This is a genomic window from Pedobacter sp. ASV28, assembly GCF_016428855.1.
Taxonomy (GTDB): Bacteria; Bacteroidota; Bacteroidia; order Sphingobacteriales; family Sphingobacteriaceae; genus Pedobacter.
The window spans coordinates 42812-66820 of sequence record NZ_JAELTN010000005.1; the positions used below are offsets into that span (position 1 = coordinate 42812).

At 39.6% G+C, this 24009-nt stretch carries 16 protein-coding genes; 15 read left to right on the forward strand and 1 reads right to left on the reverse strand.

Annotation, left to right across the window (positions count from 1 at the left end; genetic code table 11):
• Positions 1–337 precede the first annotated feature (337 nt).
• The 15 genes from JHD79_RS02905 to JHD79_RS02975 all read left to right on the forward strand — a co-directional run bounded on the left by JHD79_RS02905 (position 338) and on the right by JHD79_RS02975 (position 23196).
• A complete protein-coding gene (locus JHD79_RS02905) occupies positions 338–3451 on the forward strand; it encodes a TonB-dependent receptor (protein ID WP_199117640.1) in 3114 nt (1037 codons plus the stop codon).
• 11 nt (positions 3452–3462) lie between these two features.
• Entirely contained in the window at positions 3463–5052 is a 1590-nt protein-coding gene (locus tag JHD79_RS02910) for a RagB/SusD family nutrient uptake outer membrane protein (protein WP_199117642.1), read from the forward strand.
• A 54-nt stretch (positions 5053–5106) separates the two neighbouring features.
• Positions 5107–5838 (forward strand): hypothetical protein, encoded by a 732-nt coding sequence (locus JHD79_RS02915; protein WP_199117643.1) that lies wholly within the window; start codon positions 5107–5109, stop codon positions 5836–5838.
• 130 nt (positions 5839–5968) lie between these two features.
• Positions 5969–6883: a family 16 glycosylhydrolase gene (locus JHD79_RS02920; protein ID WP_233164535.1), complete on the forward strand. Its 915-nt coding sequence runs from the start codon at positions 5969–5971 to the stop codon at positions 6881–6883.
• Between the two features lie 2 nt (positions 6884–6885).
• Positions 6886–8196 carry a cellulase family glycosylhydrolase gene (locus JHD79_RS02925; protein WP_199117645.1) on the forward strand — a complete coding sequence of 437 codons (1311 nt, stop codon included), beginning with the start codon at positions 6886–6888 and terminating at the stop codon, positions 8194–8196.
• A 30-nt stretch (positions 8197–8226) separates the two neighbouring features.
• On the forward strand, positions 8227–9759 hold the full coding sequence (locus JHD79_RS02930) for a CotH kinase family protein (protein WP_199117647.1): 1533 nt from the start codon (positions 8227–8229) through the stop codon (positions 9757–9759).
• 73 nt (positions 9760–9832) lie between these two features.
• On the forward strand, positions 9833–11863 hold the full coding sequence (locus JHD79_RS02935; RefSeq protein WP_199117648.1) for a discoidin domain-containing protein: 2031 nt from the start codon (positions 9833–9835) through the stop codon (positions 11861–11863).
• An 86-nt stretch (positions 11864–11949) separates the two neighbouring features.
• Positions 11950–14238, forward strand: a complete 2289-nt coding sequence (locus tag JHD79_RS02940) for a glycoside hydrolase family 3 N-terminal domain-containing protein (protein ID WP_199117650.1) — start codon at positions 11950–11952, stop codon at positions 14236–14238.
• A 108-nt stretch (positions 14239–14346) separates the two neighbouring features.
• Positions 14347–15228, forward strand: coding sequence for a twin-arginine translocase subunit TatC (tatC, locus tag JHD79_RS02945; protein ID WP_199117652.1), 882 nt, complete (start codon positions 14347–14349; stop codon positions 15226–15228).
• A gap of 101 nt (positions 15229–15329) precedes the next feature.
• The gene (rpiB, locus tag JHD79_RS02950) at positions 15330–15770 is read left to right on the forward strand and encodes a ribose 5-phosphate isomerase B (RefSeq protein ID WP_199117654.1); all 441 of its coding nucleotides are present in this window, start codon (positions 15330–15332) and stop codon (positions 15768–15770) included.
• 36 nt (positions 15771–15806) lie between these two features.
• A complete protein-coding gene (locus tag JHD79_RS02955; protein WP_199117657.1) occupies positions 15807–17444 on the forward strand; it encodes a M28 family peptidase in 1638 nt (545 codons plus the stop codon).
• Between the two features lie 79 nt (positions 17445–17523).
• Positions 17524–18069, forward strand: coding sequence for a hypothetical protein (locus JHD79_RS02960; RefSeq protein WP_233164536.1), 546 nt, complete (start codon positions 17524–17526; stop codon positions 18067–18069).
• A gap of 236 nt (positions 18070–18305) precedes the next feature.
• On the forward strand, positions 18306–19691 hold the full coding sequence (locus JHD79_RS02965; protein WP_199117661.1) for a LutB/LldF family L-lactate oxidation iron-sulfur protein: 1386 nt from the start codon (positions 18306–18308) through the stop codon (positions 19689–19691).
• 168 nt (positions 19692–19859) lie between these two features.
• Positions 19860–21836, forward strand: coding sequence for a thiamine pyrophosphate-dependent enzyme (locus tag JHD79_RS02970; RefSeq protein ID WP_199117663.1), 1977 nt, complete (start codon positions 19860–19862; stop codon positions 21834–21836).
• A gap of 229 nt (positions 21837–22065) precedes the next feature.
• Positions 22066–23196 (forward strand): polysaccharide lyase family 1 protein, encoded by a 1131-nt coding sequence (locus JHD79_RS02975; RefSeq protein WP_199117665.1) that lies wholly within the window; start codon positions 22066–22068, stop codon positions 23194–23196.
• 170 nt (positions 23197–23366) lie between these two features.
• Here JHD79_RS02975 and JHD79_RS02980 read toward each other — a convergent pair whose 3' ends face one another.
• Positions 23367–23978, reverse strand: a complete 612-nt coding sequence (locus tag JHD79_RS02980) for a SprT-like domain-containing protein (RefSeq protein WP_233164537.1) — start codon at positions 23976–23978, stop codon at positions 23367–23369.
• Positions 23979–24009: the final 31 nt, after the last annotated feature.

Genomic DNA, 24009 nt, shown 5'->3' on the forward strand with positions numbered 1-24009 from the left:
GAAGCCGTTAAAATTAAATTTAGATAGATTTTACCTTAAATCATCAAAGAGTATTAAATATTTCGTTATAGAAAAACTGGCTGCTCACTTGTGCAGTACGCTCAAAACAATAACAAAACATTGTAAAACAATATTTTAAATAAAAAAAATCGATTTTAATTCCTCACTTTTTTTCTAATTGTTGTGGTTTTGTGCAGTCGCTTTTTTAGGCATTACAATCATTTTATCGAATATTTGCTAAAGAATGCTTCGAAAAAGCAAGCAAAAAATGCCTAACCAGCATGAGCTTGCCATACTGATTTTCGTTGTACACCAATTAACCAAATATAAACCAAGTATGAAAAAACTAGTGCTACTATTGGCATTATCATTTTGGGTGTACCTTACCCATGCACAAAATGTAAAGATTTCTGGTACCGTAATAGGTTCAGATGACGGCCTACCCTTATCAGGAGCAATTGTATCGCTCAAATCTATGCCAACTAAGGCGGTAACTACCGATTTGGATGGTAAGTTTCTTATTGATGTACCCATTAATGAAACCCTTCTATTTTCAATGATTGGTTACACCGCCCAAGAAAGAAAGATAAGTGCTAATAGCACTACACTTAGGATTAGTCTTGCTCCAGATGTTAAGCTATTAAACGAGGTAGTAGCCATTGGATATGGCACTGTTAAAAAGAGCGATTTAACCGGATCGGTTGCCTCTATTAAAGCAGAAGACCTTAAGAAAACACCCGCTGCCAGTTTAGACCAAGCTTTACAAGGTCGTGCCGCAGGCGTTACGGTAAATGCCAATACTGGGCAACCAGGTGCCCCAGCCGTAGTAAGAATTAGAGGTATTGGAACTGTTAACGATAGTTCCCCTATTTATGTAGTGGATGGAATTATCTTGGGAGATATCTCTTTCCTTAGTCCTAATGATATTGAGTCAACAGAGATTTTAAAAGACGCTTCCTCTACGGCCATCTACGGATCTAGGGGTGCCAATGGGGTAATCTTGGTCACCACAAAAAAGGGAAAACAGGGAAAAACAACCGTCACTTTTGATGCCTATGGCGGTGTACAAAATAGATGGAAGAAGTTAGATTTAATGCAAAGTGCAGAATTTGCCAAAACGATCATCAACCTTAATAATATAACCTCTGAAAAAGACTATTACCGTGATTATGGTTTTAACCGCTGGCTATATGCTTATCGTTTGGGCAGCTCTCCCTACTTTCCGGTAATTAGATCTACCGCCAACCCTAATGGCGTGAACTATGCTAGTATAGAAACCGATTGGCAGGATGCAGTATTTAATAAGAATGCCCTGATCCAGAATTATTACCTATCTATTGATGGAGGTAGCGAAAAAAGCAACTATTCATTAAGTGCCAGTTATTTTAATCAGGATGGTACCATTATCGGTTCAAACTATGAGCGGTTAACACTCAGGTTAAACTCAGGACATCAAATTAAAAGTTGGCTAAAAGTTGGTCAAAACTTAACTTTTGCCCCATCCGAAGGTAGAAATGCCATGAACAATAATGCCAGCCCTGGTGCTTCGGTGCTATCGGCAGCCTTGGCCATGGCACCTTGGGACCCTACCCATTATCCTTCGGGTGCCGTAAACCTAAATGGTAAAAACTTGAGCAATCAAATCAGTGCTTCTTCCAACTTCAGAAATGTGACCAATCCCTTTTCTATGGTGGAGCATTCGCATCCCTCTGATAAGAACGAGCGTCTAGTTGGTGATATCTACGCTGAACTAAAACCTTTTGCTGGCCTAACGTTCCGTTCGGATGTAAGCATGGACATGAACAACAACAGAAACAAGATGTTTAAGGATGCTTACAGGTATTCCGATTACGACGGCAACAATAAGAACTTCATCTCTAGCAGCATGTCCCGTTCTTCGGTGGTGAGATTCGAAAATATCCTTACCTATGCTAAAGACATCAAAAAGCATAGTTTCTCTATCATGGCGGGTTCAGTTAGTGAGCAATATAACTATTATAGTATTGGCGGTTCTGGAGCATCTATTTTAAACCCTAGTGAAACCAATTGGTACCTGTCGCAAACAACAGAAGATAGAACTCCTACTTCAGATGCCGTAGCCCGTACCAGGATGTTCTCCATGCTTGGAAGATTACAATACAGCTATGACAGTAAATATTTGGCAACTTTCAATTTCAGGGGCGATGCCTCAAGTAAATTCCAAGAAAACCTATGGGGATATTTCCCTTCCATGGCCCTTGCATGGCGCATTAGCGAAGAATCATGGATGAAGAATATTTCCAACCTTGATTACTTAAAAATACGTGCAGGTTATGGACAAATTGGTAATGAAAAAATCGGTTCTGATAATTTCATCTTAAAAATGTTCAACAACGGGCCAACCTTTGTAGACTACGTTTTTGGCGTAGACCAACAGTTGGCGAGTGGCGCTACAATCTTAACCTATGTCAACAGGGGTGGAAAATGGGAAAGAACAGAGCAATACAACTTTGGAGTTGATTTCGGTTTATATAAAAACAAATTCACCGGTACCATAGATGCTTTTATCAGAGATACAAAAGATATGTTGCTCAGTGTAAAAGCACCTGCACATGTGGGTAATCGTTATGATGCCATTGCCAATGTGGGCACGGTACGCAATAAAGGGGTAGAGCTTACCCTTACCTATCAAAATAATGCGACGCTAAAAGGCAAAGCTTTTAACTACAACATTACAGGTAACGTTTCTTTCATTAAAAATGAATTAACGGCACTTAATGGAGGAGAACGTGTATTTGGAACTTACACTTTAAGTGATCAGGGCATGCCTTTGTTTTCTTTGTGGGGCTATAAATATGAAGGTATTTACCGCAGCGATCAAGAGGCATTAAACCATTTACGTGGTTATACGGCCAGTTCCATTTCTTACCATGCTGGCGACGCCAAATACCAAGATCTTAATGGCGATGGTTTAATTGACGACAAAGACCAACAAAAAATTGGCAACCCATTTCCCTGGTTAACTTATGGTTTAAACCTAGGTGCCAATTGGAACAATTTTGATTTGCAAGTCTTCTTACAGGGCGTATATGGTAACGACATTTTTAATGCCGTACGCATGAGGACAGAAGGAACAGGTACCGAAGCTACTTTAAGCACCTCCATGCGCAATGCTTGGTCTCCTACTAATCTTAACGGTGATATTCCAAATCCATACAGTACCGTTAACCGCTTTGCATCCAGTCGCTTTGTAGAAAGTGGCGCCTATTTAAGGCTTAAAAACGTACAGGTTGGGTATACTTTACCTGCATCCATAAAAGGTCTTAACAAGTGTAGGATATATGTAGCAGGCAATAACCTGTTAACCTTTACCAAGTATACAGGTTACGATCCAGAAATTGGTAGCGGGGTAGATTTTGGCAATTATCCTCAATCTAGGACTTTCATGTTGGGTGCCCAAGTTAACTTCTAAATCTAATGGTCATGAAAAAAAATAGTACACATAAATATATTTTAGCAGCGGCACTTTTAATGGGTGCAATGAGCATTTCTTCGTGCAAAAAATGGCTTACCGAACCTACACCTGGGGTAACCAAACTTGAAGACTTTTTTACTTCAGGACAAACAGCTATACAGTCAGTAAATGCTTCTTACGCTCCATTGGGCTGGGAGTTTAACAGTACCTATTATAGTGAATGGTTTATTGGCGATGTAGTTTCTGATGATGCTTTGAAAGGTGGGCAAAACATTGCAGACATGTCTGCTGTATATGACATGGAAAACTTCAAAACACAAGCCAACAACCCATACCTTTTAGATTATTACCGTTCACAATATCAAGGCATTGCACGATGTAATTTGGCACTGCAGCAAATTCCTTCCGTAGTACCAGATGCAACGATGGACCAAAGGCTTAAAGACCGCTTAATTGGTGAGGCGAAATACCTAAGAGCTTTTTATTACTACCGGTTGGTTAGGGTTTTTGGCAGTGTTCCAAAGGTAGATTTTGTGATTGAGAGCGCCTCGCAATGGAAACAACCTAAAGCTCCAGTGGCTGAAATCTATAAGCTCATTACTACCGACTTATTAGATGCAGAAGCTAAGCTTTGGAAAAAAAGTGAATATGCTGCAGTAGATATGGGCAGGGCAACCAAAGGTGCGGCACAAGCTATGTTATTAAAAACTTACCTGAGCCTTAACAATAATATTGAGGCAGAAAAATGGGGTGCTGCTATAGTAGCTCAGGCAGAAAATGAGTCTCAATATCGTCTTACTACTAATTATAAGGACAACTTTACTTTATTGGGCGAAAATGGTTCAGAGTCTGTCTTCGAAATCCAGTATATGGAAGACCCCACCAGCGATTATGGGCAAGGCTTTGGTTTTACCCGTGGCACATTTTCAGTGATCCTTACCAGGTCCCGGTCTTCGAAACTTGGCGGTGGTTGGGGCTTTAACAAACCAACACAAAGCCTGTACAACGAATACGAAACAGGCGATCCCCGTAGAGATGTTACCATTTTAAATCCCAGTACGGCAGATATAGAAAATGCCGAACAGGAAATTTATTTGGGCAGCCGATACCTTAACAGAAAATATGCCATGATGAATGATGGCCCTGGGAATACCCTGTTCCCATTAAGCCATAATAGTCGTGGCCCGATCAACAACAAAGTAATAAGGTATGCCGATGTGCTCTTGATGTATGCAGAAGCCTGCATAGAAAACAACAATACTACTACCGCAAAATGGGCCCTCGAAAAAGTGCGAAATAGAGCGAGACAAGGCAACAATGCCATTCTTCCCACTTTTCCAAACTATAGAGGTTATGCCGATAACAAAGACGATTTGAGAAAAGCAGTAAGACACGAAAGGCGTGTTGAATTGGCCATGGAAGGCCACCGTTGGTTCGACATCTGCAGATGGGGTATTGCCAAAGAAATTATGGATGCCTACAAAGCAACGGAAACCGCAGAAGCCAGACAACAGATGGCCGATTTTATTAAAGGCAAACATGAGCTATTCCCCGTTCCGGAAGAAGAGATCAATCTAGGCTCATTGGGCAGTAACTAAAATTGCAAAAACAATAATCAACTATAAAAACAGTATTTAATCAAACTAAATGTCATGAAAAAACAATCCGTATTATTAATGTTATTAGCTGTGCTGTTCACCGCTTCAGTAACCACTTCATGTAAAAAAAGCAGCGATTCGCCAAAAGAAGAAGAAGAGAAGCCAGGAACCGGCAATCCAAACCTTTCAAGGTATCTAAAAGGAAGTGATTACTATTTGATTACGCTTGATGCCTCCAGCGAAAAAAATATCCATTCGAAGGTCAAAAAAGACTATCGTACAGACGATGTTAACTCATTCCTTTACGTTTGGGACAATACTTACTTAGCAGGAAGCTCTAGTGGCCCGAATTCTTTCGGAGAGGTAGAAGGCTGGACCAGTTTAGTGGTCAACAACATTGGCTGGTCTGGTTGTGGTTTTGTGACTGCTACAACTATCAAAGCAGACCTAAGCGGCGTTACCGATCAGCATGTATTACACTTTGCCATGAAAGGAAAAGACAATGCATCACATATGATCATCTTAAACGATGGTACCAAAGATGTGAAGATTGTAATTGGTGCAACTCCTTTTGTAGATAATGGTGTGAACTACCAGCCCTACAAAAACTTTACCCGCAATGGCGAATGGCAACACATAGAAGTACCTATGAGCTATTTAAAAGATCAAGGTTTGAGATACACCTCTGCTGGATTTAATGCCAATATTGTAGCTATTTTAAGCGGAGGCACTGCCGGAACAACCTTAGACATAGATGGTATCTTCTTCTATAAACCTGCTCAATAACCAATAGAGCAAAACACCTTCCTCTTTTGCAACTATGCAAAAGAGGAAATAAACAAATCATTACAACGATGGAAATAATGGTAAATGTCCTATCCAATGTTTGTATAAAACCGCATAAGCAATGAAGTTCATGAATTATAATATTTTTTTTAGCCTGCTACTGATCATTTTCGCTGCCTGTGGCAGTAAGAATAAAACGGATGCGAAACCAGAAAATAAAGAAGTAGGTTCTGGTGAAACAGGCAATTACAAGCTGGTTTGGGAAGACCTCTTTGCAGATGGCAGCTTAAACAAAAACAATTGGACCATCGAGGTAAATGGTGATGGGGGAGGCAATAATGAGCTTCAATATTACAAAGAAGAAAATATCTCTTTGGGGAAAGAGCCCGCTACAGGTAAGAGCTGCCTGATCATTACTGCTAAAAAAGAACAATATCTGGGCAAAAGTGCAACATCTGGTCGTTTGATCACCAAAGGTAAAAAGTTCTTTAAGTATGGAAAAATCGAAGCAAGTATCAAGCTCCCAAAAACAGCTAACGGTTTATGGCCTGCATTCTGGATGATGGGCAATGATCACAGTACCGTAGGATGGCCAAAGTGTGGCGAAATCGATATCCTGGAAATGGGTAATGCCAATGGCATAAAAAACGGCACGCAAGACAAGTACTTTAACGGAGCTTGCCACTGGGGACCTGATTGGAATGGCGGTGCCTATCCAAATTATGCCAAAGCCACTACCCTTAACTATGGTATCCAAGATGACTTTCATCTATTTACGGTGATATGGGATGAAAATGCCATAAAAATGTACCTAGATCTTGATAAAAACCCAAATGCGCAACCTTATTTCGAAATGGCCATTACCGATAAGGCCAATGTGAATTCGCCGGGCCTTTATTTCCATAAGGACAACTTTATCTTGTTAAACTTAGCTGTGGGCGGGCACTTTACCGGTATCCTAAACATTAACCAGATTACTGCATTAAACAACGGACCTGCTAATATGTATGTGGATTTTGTTAAAGTATATCAAAAAACCAATTAAAAATGAAAAAGACGATATATTTTATAGTTTGCCTATTCCTTGCTATCGGCATCTTATCTTGTAAGAAGAAAAGTACCGCCCCAAAAGAAGAAGATGAAACCATTGTAGAAGTAAAGAGCCTTCAAAAACGCAGCGAAAAAAGAGGGGTTTCCTATAATTTCCAAATCATGGATGATGTTGACCTTTTGGGCGGTGGGGTTTCGTGGTTTTACAATTGGGCCAATGACATTTCTACCGATCTGGACCAAAAAACTGCAGCCAAGAACATTGCTTTTTTTCCCATGACTTGGAACGGAAACTTCAGCAAGGATAAGATACGTGCCTACAAAGCTAAACATCCTTCGTGTCAGTACTTATTGGCTTATAACGAGCCCAATCTAACCGATCAGGCCAATATGACCCCGCAACAGGCCGCTGCTATTTTTAATGAGGTTAAAAGCCTAGCCGATGAGCTCAACATGAAAATCATCTCTCCGGCGATGAATTATGGCACACTTGCGGGTTATAGCGATCCCATTAAATGGTTAGATGAGTTTTTTCAATTGGTGCCTCTTTCTTATTTCGACGGAATTGCCTTGCATTGTTATATGGCCGTTCCTGCAGCTTTTAAAAGCTATGTAGAACGATTTAAGAAATATGGAAAGCCAATTTGGATGACCGAATTTTGTGCTTGGGAGCCGAGCATTACAAATGCCAATCAACAAATGAGGTACATGTGCGATGTGTTGAACTATATGGAGGCCAATCCTAATGTGGTGCGTTATGCCTGGTTTATTCCACGTACTTCTGGCAGTGTGGACAGCTACCCATATATGCAATTGCTTACTAAAACACAGCCCTATACCCTTACCAATTTGGGTAAAGTATTTGTTAATATGTCATCTTTTGACAAAACAACTTATTACGGCAAAGGAATGGTTATTCCTGCAGCACATTACACCGCCTTAAATTCTACGGCAAATGCCACACAAGAAAATACCTGGTCACCCAGTGTTTACCTACGCCCTACTACAGACAAGTCGGGGGCAATTGAAGTGTACGATTTCCTAAAAGATAGGTGGATGGAATACCAAATTGATGTTCCAAGTGATGGCAGTTACAAATTAAAATTTCGACATGCTTCCTATAGTGATGCTACTATAGCCCTTACTATTGACGGACAAGCCAATAAAACTTGGAATTTAGCAAAAACGGGCGAAGATAACATTTGGAAAACCTCAGATACAGACATTACCTTATCAAAAGGGAAGCACACCATTAGATTAACCATGCAAAGCGGAACCACCTGTTTAAACTGGTTAAGTTTCCAGTAGACTCTTGTAATGTACCTAAGACATAAACAAATGAAAAAGATAGTCTACTGCTGTTTATTTTTCATTACAGTTTTTGCAAGCTGTAAAAGAGACAAAATAAAGCAGGAAATATCACCCGAATTTTTGGCATCGCTTGCATTCAAGTTCGATGCCAAAAATAATCCTAGTATTGGCAAAGATGTAATTTGTGAATTCTATGGGAATGAGATACGTGCAGTAATTCCTTTCCTAAACCCCGATAAAAAAGCACTCGTACTATCGTTCAACAAAGATTTGGTAAGCTTTTGGCTAAACGGCACCAAGCAGCAGAGTGATATTTCGATAAACGATTTTACCCAAGTGCAAAACTGTCATCTGGTTTTTTCAAATGGAGAAGAACGGAACTTTATTATCAAGGTTAAAGAATTTACAGGACTGCCCGTTTTCAAAATAGACACGGAAGGTAAAGCGCCTATTGTTTCAAAAGATGTTTATCTAAACGGAGTACTTTCTGTTAATCCTAATCTTGATTTTGAACAGGAAGCAAACAACTTGCAGATGGAAATCAAGGGAAGAGGAAACTCAACTTGGGGCATGCCCAAAAAACCTTACAGAATCAAGTTGAAACAAAAGGCAAAAGTACTGGGCCTTCATGAGGCCAAAAATTGGGTACTGTTGGCCAATTATTCTGACAAAACGCTACTAAGAACGGCAGTAGTATTCGATTTTGGACGAGCCATTAACGCTAATTTTACACCAGAATACCGCCAAGTAGAAGTCATTTTAAACAACAGCTATATAGGTACCTACACCCTCACCGAACAGATAGAAGTTAACCCAGGAAGGGTAGAGATTACCGAACTGAAATCGGGCGATACAGGAAGTGATAAAATTACAGGAGGCTATTTGGTGGAACTAGATAAGCGTGAAGATGAGGCTTACATTGTAAAAACCACCATCAGAGCCCTACCTTTTGCCATAAAATCGCCAGATGACATAACAACCGAAAGATACAACTACATCAAAAAATACCTTACAGACACAGAAAATGCCATTTATGCCGAAAATTTTGCAGACCCAATAAACGGTTATGCAAAATATATCGATGTAGAATCTTTCATCAACTGGTTTTTGGTACAAGAGCTGGTAAAAAACCAAGATGCACAAAATTTCAGTAGTATATTTTATTATAAAGACAGGAATGGGAAACTAGGAATGGGTCCCCTATGGGACTTTGACCTAAGTATGGGCAACATCGATTATTCTATTACCGTTGACCCCCAAGGCTGGTGGATTAAACATGGCCCTTGGTTTACCCGTCTTTTCGACGATCCAGTTTTTGAAGCAAAGGTTAAAGCCAGATGGAGAGAAATAAGGCATAAGGAAGTGGAAGACATGCTGAAAAACATTGATACACAAGCCTCAAAACTGGCCCTCGCCCAAAAACAAAACTTCGCCATATGGAAAATATTAGATAAAAAAGTATGGCCCAACCCCGAGATATATTACACCTATAATGGAGAGGTTAACCAAATAAAAAAATGGCTAAAAACAAGAATAGAATGGTTGGACAGTCGTTTGTAGCAACATTAAGCTTTTGAAATATGTGACTATTGAGAGGTCTTAAAACAATATTATCAATCTAAACCAAAAAAACATGAAATTAAAATTTACTTTATTGATGAGCTTGTTGTGCTTTGCATTTTTCGCTTGCGCACAAACCAACGTGGCCTTAAACAAACAGGTAGTGGTATCTGCCGGGGGCGGCGCTAATGCTATAGTTGATGGCAGTACTACTGGTGGTAGATGGGAAAGCCCTCATGGTGCTTTTGTACAATGGGCCTATGTAGATCTTGGTGCAGTCTATAACATTAGTCAAATTAAGATTACCTGGGAAGCTGCCGGTGCTAAAAATTATCTGGTAGAAGTATCAAACGACATCAACAACTGGGGTACGCCAATACAAAACATCGTAAATAATACTACTTTGATAAACGATTATACCAATCTGGCTGTATCGGGTCGATATGTGAGAATATATTGTACAGAAAGAATGCTGCCCTATGGTTATTCCATTTACGAACTGGAAGTGTATAGCACAACCGTACCTGTCAACCTTGCGCCTAAGGTTAGTTTAGTCTCACCAGCAAATAATGCCATTTATGCCACACCAGCTACCATTCCTTTGGAAGCAACGGCTAGTGATGTAGATGGAACCATAGCCAAAGTAGAATTTTACAATGGCAGTACTAAATTAGGCGAAGATTTAGATGCTCCATACACCTATAACTGGGAAAATGTTAACGGAGGAAATTATAGCATTACTGCAGTAGCCACAGATAACAGTGGAAATGTAACCACTTCTGGGGCCATTAACGTAACTGTGGAATTGCCTATTGTTGCTCCACAATGCGGCGGATTGGGTATGGATAGTGATTACACTTATAAGTTCTCATGGAATAACAGTAACCCGACCATCACGTTTATTCCAAACCCTAATCGCCCAACCAACGGAAGTAGCACACTGATTTTCTATTATAACACTACAGGTATAGATCCTATGCCTGGTGTCAACATACAACCCAATGTTCCTTATCAGCTTAATGCTACAGATGGACAAACTATACACTTCTATTTTGTATACAGCACCACAGGCGGCGAAAAGAACAATATAGCAGCTAAACATCAATTTGTAATTGGTAGCTGTAATTCATCTCTCAATCTCGCTTTGCACCAGTCTATTGTTTCTTCTTCATCTTTAGGTGTGGCAGGTCTGGCTACTTTTGCCAATGATGGAAATAATGCCACCAGATGGGAAAGCGCACACAACGCCAGCCAAACTGATGCGCAGTGGATCTATGTAGATTTGGGAGATACCTACAATCTTTCTGCAGTTAATATTCTTTGGGAAGGCGCAAAAGCAGAAGAATACACTATACAAACTTCCAACAATACTTCTACCTGGACTGATGTGTTAACCATTACTGGAAATACAGCGGCAGAGAATAATCAGCGCAACCATACCCTATCGGGAACCGGTCGTTACTTAAGAATATATTGCACTAAGAAAACTGCTCCATTTGCACCCTACGGCTATTCTATATATGAGATACAGGCATTTGGTACACCTGCAAACGGAACTTTACCTGTAAGCCTAATTAACTTTAACAGCAAATTGACAAATAATGGAACCGTGAATTTGACTTGGGCTACTTCATCGGAACAAGATAATGCCCATTTCTTGGTAGAGAGAAGTGCCGACGGTAAAAATTTCACTTCTTTACAAAGCGTAGCTTCTAAAGGTAGCAACAGCCGCATTAGGTTAGACTATCAATATGCTGATGGTAGCCCCTTAGTTGGTCAGAATTATTATCGACTAACACAAGTAGACCTGAACGGAAGTAGCAAAGTGGTAGGACATACCGTACAAAACGTTGCGTTTACTGTACAGAACCTTAAATTATCCCCAAATCCATTGGCCGGTTCCGAATTTAAAATCAACTTAAGCGGCAACAATGCTAATGCTGCACCTGTTGTAATCAGTAATATCTATGGTGTGGTGATTTTCAGCCAAACGGTAAATATTGATCACGGTATTGCCAAAATCAACCTAAACAATAAACCTACTTCAGGCATTTATTTAGTAAAAATTGCCGATTTACCTGCTCAAAAACTAATCATCAAATAACAATTCTCTACTCCTTCCCTTTTTTGGGAAGGAGTTTTTTAACACACAAACCCTGAAATTATACCGAAGCATTAGGAATTTAACACATGAAAAAAACATTTTTAACGGTTCCACTTATTGCACTGTCCTTATTTGCATCTGCACAACAAAAGACCAATCCTGTTATCGACCAAAAGGTGAAAGCCTTATTGGCTAAAATGACTTTAGCAGAAAAGGTAGGTCAAATGGCCCAGATCACCATGGATGTACTGACCAATGGTAAAGATAGATATAGTAGCTATGAGCCCATAACATTAAATCAGCAACAGCTAGAACATGCCTTAATAAAGTATAAGGTAGGTTCTGTGCTCAACACGGCAAACAATAGGGCTCGTACCAGGGAAGTATGGTACCAGATCATTAATAAAATACAGGAAACGGGTAAAGGTCGTTTAAATATTCCCGTACTTTACGGCATTGATGCCATACATGGTGCCACCTATACCGCCGATGCCACCATGTTTCCCCAGCAAATTGGACAGGCCGCAACCCGTAATAGAGATTTGGTTTACAAAGGAGCAGAAATTACCGCCTATGAAACCCGGGCAAGTGCCATTCCCTGGAATTTCTCGCCAGTGTTAGATCTTTCCCCAGATCCGCGCTTTCCACGTCAATGGGAAACTTTTGGCGAAGACCCTTATCTCATTGCTGAACTAGGCCTACAAATGGTAAAGGGATTTGAAGGTAACAATATTGCCGACCCTTATCGGGTAGCTTCTTGTATCAAACACTTTCTGGGCTATCAAGTAGCTACTTCTGGTAAAGATAGAACTCCAGCCTATATTCCAGATCATGTACTAAGAGATTACCATCTTCCTCCATTTAAAGCCGCTATAGCAGCTGGAGCTCATAGCATTATGATTAACTCTGGCATAATTAACGGTGTACCAGTACATGCCAATTACCAGTTATTGACCAAACTTTTAAGAGAAGAACTGGGCTTTAAAGGCCTAATTGTTACCGATTGGGGGGATATAGAAAATCTACATACCAGAGACCGCGTAGCTAAAGACCATAAAGAAGCCATTATGTTGGCCATTAATGCTGGAATTGATATGTCAATGATTGCCTATGACTATGAAAGATTCTGCGATAACCTCATTGCACTGGTCAAAGAGGGAAAGGTTAAAGAATCCAGGATCAATGATGCTGTTACACATATACTAACCTTAAAATATCAATTAGGTTTATTTGAACAACCCGTCCACGATTTTAAACAATATCCAAAATTTGGCAGCAAAGAGTTTGAGCAAGCTGCTTATCAAACTGCGGCAGAGTCGATAACGCTATTAAAAAATGTCAAGAGCATACTTCCCCTAAAAAAGGGCACAAAACTATTAGTGACAGGTCCAAACGCCAACTCCATGCGTACACTTAATGGTGGCTGGACCTATTCATGGCAAGGAGAAAAAGTAGAGGAGTTTGCGGCTAAATACCACACTATTCTAGAGGCAATTACACAAAAAACAGGACAGGACAATGTAACTTTTGTAGAGGGGGTAAGCTATAAAATGGAGGGCAAATATTTCGAGGAATTTGAAAATGGAATTGACCATGCCATAAAAGCAGCCAAAGATGCTGATGCCATTGTGCTTTGTCTGGGAGAAAACTCTTATACCGAAAGTCCAGGCAATTTAAGTGATTTATATATTTCTGACCTGCAAACAAAGTTGGCATTGCAATTAGCGGCCACTGGCAAACCAATCATTTTGGTACTCAATGAAGGTAGACCTAGGTTGATCAGCAAATTTGAACCACAAATGGCTGCTGTTATACAAACCTATTTACCTGGAAATTATGGGGGCGATGCTTTGGCTGATATTATTTTTGGTGAGGTTAACCCTTCTGGAAAACTACCCTATAACTATCCTAAGTTCCCTAATTCGCTAGTAGGCTACAGCCATAAACCTTCCGAAAACAGAGAGGTAATGCAAGGGGTTTACAATTACGATGCGGACTATAATCCGCAATATGAATTTGGCTTTGGCTTAAGTTATACCACTTTTAAATTCGATAACTTAAAACTAAGTGCCGAAAAAATTAAAGCCGATCAAGAACTAATCGTTTCTGTTGAAGTAAGCAATACGGGCAGCAGAGAGGGTAAAGAAGTAGTTGAACTTTATCTGAGTGATCTATATGCCTCGTTAACACCAGATGTAAAAAGACTTCGTGGTTTCGAAAAAATTAACCTTAAGCCGGGTGAAAAGCAGACCATAACTTTCAAACTCAATAAGAAAGATTTCTCATTCACCAATCTTCATCATATTACGGTGGTAGAGCCTGGAGAATTTAAGGTACAGATTGGCAACCTAAGTAAAAACTTTAGGGTAGAATAGCTTCTCTCTGTAGTTTAAATGTTAATAAATTATCCTATTGGATATTTTTATATTCTTAATACCATTCCATTTCAAATAGAATGGTATTTTTGTTTATAAATAAATGCAATGAGCAACAATAGAACCAAAGATTTAATCGATTCGATAAAGAACAAAGGAAAAAGTTTAGAGGCAGAAATGTCCTTCTTCGATCATTTAGATGTATTACGCAAACATTTGCTGAGAGCATTGGCCGTTATTACATTGTTGGTATGTTTGGCTTTTTATTTTACTGATTTTATTTGGCATGATGTAATCATGGCACCTAAAAACGCAGATTTTTGGACTTATCGTATGATGTGTAAGCTCGTAGAGGCATTCCCTTCCATTGGCAACGAATTCTGCATTACGGACATTAAGGCAAAAATCATCAATACCGAAATGTCGGGGCAGTTTACCCTTCAAATGAACTCCTGTATTATGGCGGGCATCATCTTGGGCATTCCTTATTTATTATTTGAAATATGGTTGTTTATCAAACCGGCCTTATTGGAAAATGAAAGAAAATCTGCCAGCGGCTTTGTTTTCTTTGCTTCATTCCTATTTGCATTAGGCTTATTGTTTGGCTATTACCTCATTTGCCCTTTGTCCATTAACTTTTTGATCAATTATACTGTGGATACCAGTATTGAAAATACTTTTACCATTTCTTCCTACTTATCTACAGTGTTAACCTTAACCATTGGCTCGGGTATTATTTTCCAATTACCGGTAGTGATCTATATCCTATCTAAACTAGGGATCATGACACCAAAGTTCATGAGATCTACCAGAAGGTATGCGGCTGTTCTAATTCTGATAGTGGCCGCGGTAGTTACACCTACTGCCGATCCATATACTATGCTCATTGTGGCTTTCCCTCTGTTCTTGTTATATGAACTAAGTATCATGATATCGGCACGAATAGAAAAAAAGAAACAGAAAGCCGAACTTGCCTTTTATAAAAAATAATCATCCGCTAATTCAATAAAATAGTTTTGAAACGGTCAATATCACGACCAAAGCAACAAAATATTTACCATCGAAATATATAATTCTATATACATTTGAATATGTCTACAGCTAACAAATTAAAGCTTGCCATCGGTGCCGATCATGCAGGATTTGAGTACAAGGAAATTTTAAAGGAATTTCTTATCCATTATGAAGTAAAAGATTTTGGTACTTATAGCACAGATTCTGTTGACTATCCTGATTTTGCTCATCCTGTAGCCAGTGCTGTAGAAAACAAAGAATTTGATTTTGGGATACTGGTATGTGGAAGTGCACAAGGCGTATCCATTACGGCCAATAAACACCAGGGAATTAGGGCAGCAGTATGTTGGTTAACAGAAATTGCCTCATTGGCCAGACAACATAACAATGCGAATGTGATTTGCATCCCTGCCCGCTTTGTGACAACGGAACTTGCTAAAGAAATGGTAACAACCTTTCTCGAAACCCCTTTTGAAGGGGGTAGGCATGAAAATAGGGTTAACAAAATATCCTGCTAATCAAAAACTAATTAAGCATAACCTTAACTAATAAAAATGAATAAAAAGTTCTTATATACCGGACTCGCCTTAATGATGAGTCTTGGTACTATGGCACAAGATAAAACGGCCATAAAATTTAGTGATCCAGTCAACAAGGATAGAGCTTATGCACACTTGTCTATTCTTGCCTCAGATGAATATGAAGGTCGTGAAACAGGCAAGAAGGGAGCTTGGATGGCGGCAGAGTATATCAAGAAGCAATTCCAAAGCTTTGGCTTAACAGGCCCTGTAAAGGGTAGCACTGATCCCTATTTTCAAAAAGTTGGCCTATCCAGCTACAATGTTGTAAATAGTACTTTAGTACTTAATGGCAAGGAAAAACAGGTTTACAAAGACTTTCAAATTGCCAATAACAGCGTTAGTTTAGCAGGTTTAGACCTGGCAATAAACGAAGTGGTCTTTGTAGGCTATGGATTATCTAGAGATGGCTATAACGATTTAGAAGGAGTGAATATTGAAGGAAAAGCAGTAATGGTATTCTCATCTGGAGAACCCAATGCTTTTAAGGCTACTGATGGCAAAAAAGTTAGCCCTAGGGCCGCAATGCTGGCCAGACAAAAAATGATTAACAATCTTCTAGCGGGAAAACCGAAGGCGATTATTTTCATTGACCTAAACTTCAACAATATTCCTGAACAAACTAAAATTGCTTCAGCTAATAGCAGGTTGATGCTACAAAATGCCGCCACTGCAGAAAACTTAAAGAAACAACCAGCGTTTGTTTCTTTGACTATCTCTAAAGAAACCGCCAATGAAATTTTAAGCACCGGAAACACATCTGTTGATGCTGTCATCAATAAAATTAACCAAACAGGTAAGCCTGCCAGCCAAACTTTCAATGTAAATATCATTGCAAAAGCACAAAAAAAGAAAGTTGAGGTACGAGCAGAAAATGTACTCGGCTTTCTGGAAGGCTCTGATCCTAAACTAAAAAATGAAATACTTGTACTTACAGGTCACTATGACCATATTGGATTAGTGAACGATCCCAATGCAAAAGACAAAGTAAATAATGGTGCAGATGACGATGGCTCTGGCACTACTGGCGTACTTTTAATGGCCGAAGCTTTTTCAAAAGCAAAAAAAGCAGGAAAAGGCCCCAAAAGAAGCATCTTATTCATGACCGTTTGCGGGGAAGAAAAAGGACTGTTAGGTTCTGAATGGTATTCAGAACACCCCGTATTTCCAGTAGAAAACACCATAGTAAATCTCAATACAGATATGATTGGACGTATTGGAGAAGAATATCTTGGTAAACCGGATAGCGCTAACTATGTGTACTCTGTTGGTTCCTATAAATTAAGTACCCAATTGGGAGATTTGAGTGAGAAGGTGAATAACACGTACACCAAATTAAAGTTAGATTACAAATATGATGATCCAAAAGATCCTAACCAAATCTATTATCGTTCAGACCACTATAACTTTGCCAAGCTTGGCATCCCGGTAATTTTCTATTATGATGGAATGCTAGAGCAGGACTACCACCAACCTGGAGATGAAGTGAGCAAAATTAACTTTCCTTTGTTGGCCAAGCGTGCCCAGTTAATTTTTTACACTGCATGGGAAATCGCAAATGGAGAAAAACGACCTTTTGTTGATAAGAAAGATGATGGCGGTAAAAGAAACTAACCCCATCATTTAAGCATAAAGAAATCCCGTTAGGTAAACTAACGGGATTTTTTATTTAAAGCATATCTTTGTTGCATCCATGAAAAAATATCGATTCATTACAGGCCTGATGGCAATTTTACTATTTATCTTAAGCACTTTTGTATATGCCCAAGAAGGTGTAAGCTCCCGGGAATTACTTAAAAAGCAGCCTAATTTTTTAACAACTCATTTAAAAGCTAGCGATACGCTTTTCCTGAAGGATATAGCTGTACTCAAAAATTTTATAGTGATGGATAGTGTAGATGTAGAAATACTGAAACCTCAAATTCTCTATACCCTACTTAACGAAAATACAATTGATACCACTGCAACCTATAAAACCCTGATTGATGCCATCCTTACTTTTAAACAGGGTATTGGCTATTTAGAATTTAGAAAAGGCATTATACTCTACAAACAAATGGCCATTGTTAAAGTAAATCCCAAAAACTGGGAAAATGATCAGATCTTATTTAAAAGACTTGGCTTTACCGAGGCCGACCTCGAAGATTTCCTATTATTTATTTCCAAACAAGAAAATAAGGACTTAAACTACAAGGAAGCATATTTAGCCTACATGAAAGAGATCGATCGTTTGCAGTAGCTGGCGCTCATCCTCTACTACTGATTTATTTCACGACCAAATTGGCATTTTCTATTCAATATACCGGATCAACCTGAACCTATTAAACGTCTGGGCAACATCTCCAAAAGTGGGTACAATTTGGCTTGCCCATTAAAAGAAATGAATGTCATATGACCAGATGTTGAATAATTATATCAACATCTGTCCGTTAAACTTTAAAGCCCTCGCCTATTTTTGCCTATATTTGAACTCTTATGAATGTTGCCGAAGAATTTTTAGTAAAAGCCGATGAAAAGGCTTTCGATATACCGCATCGTAACACAATAAACTACAACATTGGCAAGTACAATGCTGCAGTAGAACGCGGTCTTTCGAAGTTTGAAAATTTAGAAGCCTCTAAGCGAAAAGCCCATGTAGTAAAATGGAGGGTAATGGAAAACCTGGACAAGTTTTTACCTGAATTTGAATCCAATTTTCAAAAACGTGGGGGGAAGGTGATCTGGGCCAATGATGCTGCCGAAGCACAAAAAGAAATCCTACAAATTATCCAAAGGTCTGGTGGCAAAAGCGTCATCAAATCTAAATCTATGACTACCGAAGAAATTCATTTAAACGAATTTTTAGCGGAACATGGCATTGATTCCCTAGAAAGTGATTTAGGAGAATATATCGTACAATTGTTGGGGCAAGCCCCTTATCATATTGTTACGCCGGCTATGCACCTGAGCAAGGAAGATATTGCCAAATTGTTTAATGAAAAGTTTGGCACACCAATAGACGCTACGCCTGAACAACTTACCCAGAAAGCCCGTGAACTGCTTCGCGAAAAGTACCTAAAGGCCGACATTGGAATTACCGGAGGTAACTTTTTAATTGCCGACACTGGTAGCATTGCTTTAACAGAGAACGAAGGAAATGCCCGCTTAACCACCACATTTCCCAAAATACATATCGCCATTGTAGGGATCGAAAAATTAGTGCCATCCATTTCCGACCTAGACCTGTTTTGGCCGCTGTTGGCCAGTCATGGAACAGGACAGAACCTTACCGTCTATAATACCATTTTAAGTGGCCCTCGACAAGCCCATGAAACTGATGGTCCTGAAGAAATGTATGTCATTTTACTGGACAATGGCCGTACACACCTGCTTGCACAAAAGGAACAAAGACAAGCGTTATACTGTATACGTTGTGGTGCTTGCCTAAATGCCTGTCCGGTGTATAAAAATATTGGGGGACATACCTATAATACCACTTATAGTGGGCCGATTGGTTCCATTATAACGCCACATTTTAAGGGCATGAAAGCATTTAAACACCTCAGTTATGCTTCCAGCCTTTGTGGAAAATGTTCAGAAGTTTGTCCCGTAAAGATAGATATCCACAAAATGTTGCTATTGAACCGTAGAGATGCAGCCAACAACCATGACAATACCAAATTGGAAAATTGGGGCTGGGATTTATGGAAAAAGGGCATGAAAAAACGTTCATTTATGGATTTTTTTGGAGGCAAGGCCAAGAACTTCTTTTTAAGAACCTTCTTCAAGAAAAGCTGGGGAAAATACAGGGAGATGCCAGAAGTAGCAGAAAAGTCCTTTGCCAAACGTTGGGAAGAACACCAAAAAAACAAAGAGTTGTAAAATGAGAATGCAGCTAGATCTAGTAGTGTCATTTTTCAATTAAAGTGTCAAATCTATAATTTTAAGTCTTTGTTGACTATCCCCATTTATTAGTCTAAGCCTTAAAGTCTTAAGTTTGGAGTTGGACGTATAATCAATATCTTTATACTTTATACTTTATAAACTATTATGCTGTTCGACAGAAAACAAAAAGACGATTTGCAGCTATTATCTATCTACAAACGACTGCTTTATCCTCGCTTGGTAGAAGAAAAAATGCTCATTCTTTTACGTCAAGGTAGAATTGGCAAATGGTTTTCGGGAATTGGACAAGAAGCTATAGCCGTAGGCAGCACACTTGCCATGAACAATGAAGAGTATATATTACCCATGCATCGTAACCTTGGTGTTTTCACGACCAGAGATATCCCCCTAAAAAAATTGATGGCTCAATGGCAGGGTAAGATGAGTGGCTTTACCAAAGGGCGAGACAGGTCTTTTCATTTTGGCACGCAAGATTATAAGATTATAGGCATGATATCTCACCTAGGTCCACAAATGGCCTTGGCAGATGGTATCGCATTAGCTGATCTGATAGCAAAAGAACAAAAAGTTACCTTGGTTTTTACCGGAGAAGGTGCCACCAGTGAGGGCGATTTCCATGAGGCCATTAACGTAGCGGCGGTCTGGAACTTACCTGTTATCTTCTTGATAGAAAATAATGGATACGGCCTTTCAACCCCTATTAATGAACAATATAAATGCAAAAATTTGGTAGACCGTGCCATTGGTTATGGTATTGAAGGGATACAGATAGATGGAAACAATATTTTAGAAGTACATGACAAGTTAAGTGAGCTGGCCCAAAGTATCAGGAGCAACCCAAGACCCATCTTAGTAGAATGCCTAACCTTTAGAATGCGCGGACATGAAGAGGCTTCTGGCACCAAATATGTGCCCCAACATCTATTTGATGAATGGGCAGAGAAAGACCCCGTAAAGAATTTCGAAGACTATCTGTTGGAGGAAAATATCTTAACAGAAAAACTGATCTCAGAAATCAGGACTGATTTCAAGAAAACAATTGAACAAGAAGTAGAAGCTGTTTTTCAAGAATCCGAACCTATAGCAAATGCTATGCAGGAAATCGAAGATATGTTTTATCCCTATCGGTACCAAACCAATGTCCCAAGTGAAGTGCAACATGAAAAAAGATATCTAGATGCCATTAGTGACGGTTTAAGGATAGCCATGCAGCGCCATAAAAACTTAATCATTATGGGTCAGGATATTGCTGAATACGGGGGTGCTTTTAAAATCACCGATGGATTTGTTGCCGAGTTTGGAAAGGAGCGCGTACGCAACACCCCTATCTGTGAATCTGCCATTGTAGGGGCAGCCCTTGGCCTTTCTATCAACGGCTATAAAGCAGTAGTAGAAATGCAGTTTGCAGACTTTGTAACCTGTGGTTTTAACCAGATCATTAATAATTTAGCCAAAACACACTATCGCTGGGCAGAAAAAGCAGATGTGGTAGTGAGAATGCCTACAGGTGCTGGCACTGGTGCTGGCCCATTCCATTCTCAGAGCAATGAAGCTTGGTTCACTAAAACACCAGGTCTAAAGGTGGTTTATCCTGCTTTCCCTTATGATGCGAAAGGTTTACTATTAGCCGCAATTGAAGAACCAAATCCGGTTATTTATTTTGAACACAAATATTTATATCGCAGTTTAACCAACCTGGTTCCAGATGGTTTCTATACCATTGAGATTGGAAAGGCAAACCTATTGAAAAAAGGAGAACAGCTTTCTATTATTACCTATGGCCTGGGTGTACATTGGGCATTGGAATATTTGAATGCCCATCCTGAAGTTTCGGCCACCTTGGTTGATCTGGTGAGCCTGCAACCTTGGGATACACAATGTGTAGTGCAGGCCGTTAAAGCTACAGGTAGAGTGCTTATTCTACATGAAGATACCTTAAGCAGTGGTTTCGGTGCAGAGCTTTCCGCCTGGATTAGCGAACACTGCTTTGAACACCTCGATGCGCCGGTTATGCGCTGTGCCAGTCTGGATACTGCCATTCCCATGAACAAGGTTTTAGAAGACAACTTTATGGCAAAAGCAAGGTTGGCAGAAACCATAAACAAGCTATTAAGCTACTAATCTAATTAGTTCACCTCTAGAGGTTTCTTGATCAAATACCGAATCTAAAGCAATCGTTCCCGAGAACGATTGCACACTTTATTCCCTTAAGGATTAGGATCTTATTCTATTTTATTATTTAACTTGATTATAGAGTATGAACATTCTATATGTTAACCAACCTATATCCTCTGGCTAACTAATGAAAATTTAAAATCAAATTAACCAAATCTTAAATCAAATTAACCCCATGAACATTAAAAACAAAATCTATTATGCTTTTGCCATAGCTATTGCAATGGTTTGCATTATTCCAAGCTGCAAAAAAGGCTCGGAAAAAACAGAAGAAATCACTGAAGAAGCACAAGGGTTCATCAAAAGCACAGGGTCGGGAGCAACGATAGCGGCTACTTGTGGTGCAAAAGGATGGGCCTCGCAGAATGGTGGCACCCTAGGTGGTGGTACAGCAACGACTACCGTAGTCACAACATATGCCACCCTTAAAGCAGCCATACAGAATACCAGTGTTAAGGTAATACAAGTAAATGGCACCATCGAGATCCCATCAGGTGGCAGGATCACTTTTCAAGATCAAACTGGCAAAACAATTTTTGGCTCGTCTGGTGCAAGACTTACTTCTTCAGATCAAACTGCCGCTAATTCTGGGATCATGTACATGAAAAGATGTAGCAACATCCTTATCAGAAATCTCATTTTTGATGGCCCAGCAGCTTATGATGTAGATGGACAAGATAACCTCACGATAGATGCCTGCACAAACGTTTGGGTTGATCATTGTGAATTCAGAGATGGACTAGATGGCAATCTGGATGTGAAAAACACATCAGACTTTATCACCGTTTCCTGGACTAAATTTACCTACCTAAAAGCACCAAGAGCAGGTGGTCCAGGAGGCAGCAACGATCACAGATTTTCTAACCTTATAGGTTCAAGCGATAGTGCTACCGGAGATAGAGGAAGTTTAAACATCACATTTGCTCGTTGCTGGTGGGCCCAGGGCTGTGTAGAACGCATGCCTCGGGTTCGTTTTGGCAAAGTACATATTGTAAACAGCTACTTTAACAGTACAGTAAGTAGTAAATGTGTGCAGGCCGGGTTCGAAGCAAATTTGCTCATCGAATCAAACGTATTTGAAAATGTGAAAAATCCAATTGTTTTATTAAGCCCAGCACCTACCGCTGTCCAATCCAAAAACAATGTATTCACTAACGTAACCGGTACCACAGCAGGCAATGGTGTTAATGCCTTTACCCCTCCATATACACTAAGTATACTAAGTGCTTCAAGCGTTAAATCAACAATTACGGGTTCTTCTGGTGCAGGAGCCACCTTAACAGGCAATACCTGTACAGCACTTTAAGCCGAAACCATTAACTTCTTATTCGTAAGAGTTAATCAGATTAAGCTAGTCAGTAAAACCTGCGATCTGCTCAGATGTTTCCGAAAAGGATGTAGTGCAAATGGTACCATAATGAATGGGCAGTGGCTATGTTAAAAATAACATGGCCACTGTTTTTAATAGAATAAGGTTTATGTAACCGTTTCCAACAGCACTTCTGCTAGCGGATTAAACAGGTAAATTTTACCATTATCTAAACAGGTACAACGGTAACGCTTTCTTATACGTTCCCCCCTTTCAAATTTACGGCCGTCCTTAAGAAAAAATGTGGTATGGATGGGCAAATCCTCTACATGAATGATTTTCTCCTGCTTATCGTATTTTTTTAACGTTCTGGCCAAAGTTAGATCCGTACAGCTCGATGCCGCGGGATTATTGAGATAGACTGTAATGCTATAGTGAACATCTGGTGGGAAGACCTGCAATTCGAAAAAAGGTTTCATCATTCTTTTAAAATTGTCTTTCCACTCTACGCCGTGGGGTTTTACCTTATTCTTATGGTCATTCCACGTTAATAAATGTGCAAACTCATGCACAGTGGTGACCAAAAAAGCATAAGGGTTTAGATCATTGTTCACGGAAATTTTATGCCCACTCTCCCTAAAAGGATGACGATAATCGCCCAGCTTGGTGGTCCTATTTTTGGCAATTTTAAATTCGCATTGAAAATAGTCTATCCACTTGGCAATAATAGGAGCTGCCTGTGGAGGCATATAAGCGGCTAGGATCTCTTTCTTGTCCAACTGTTAATATATAAATCCGTTTGCAATTTAA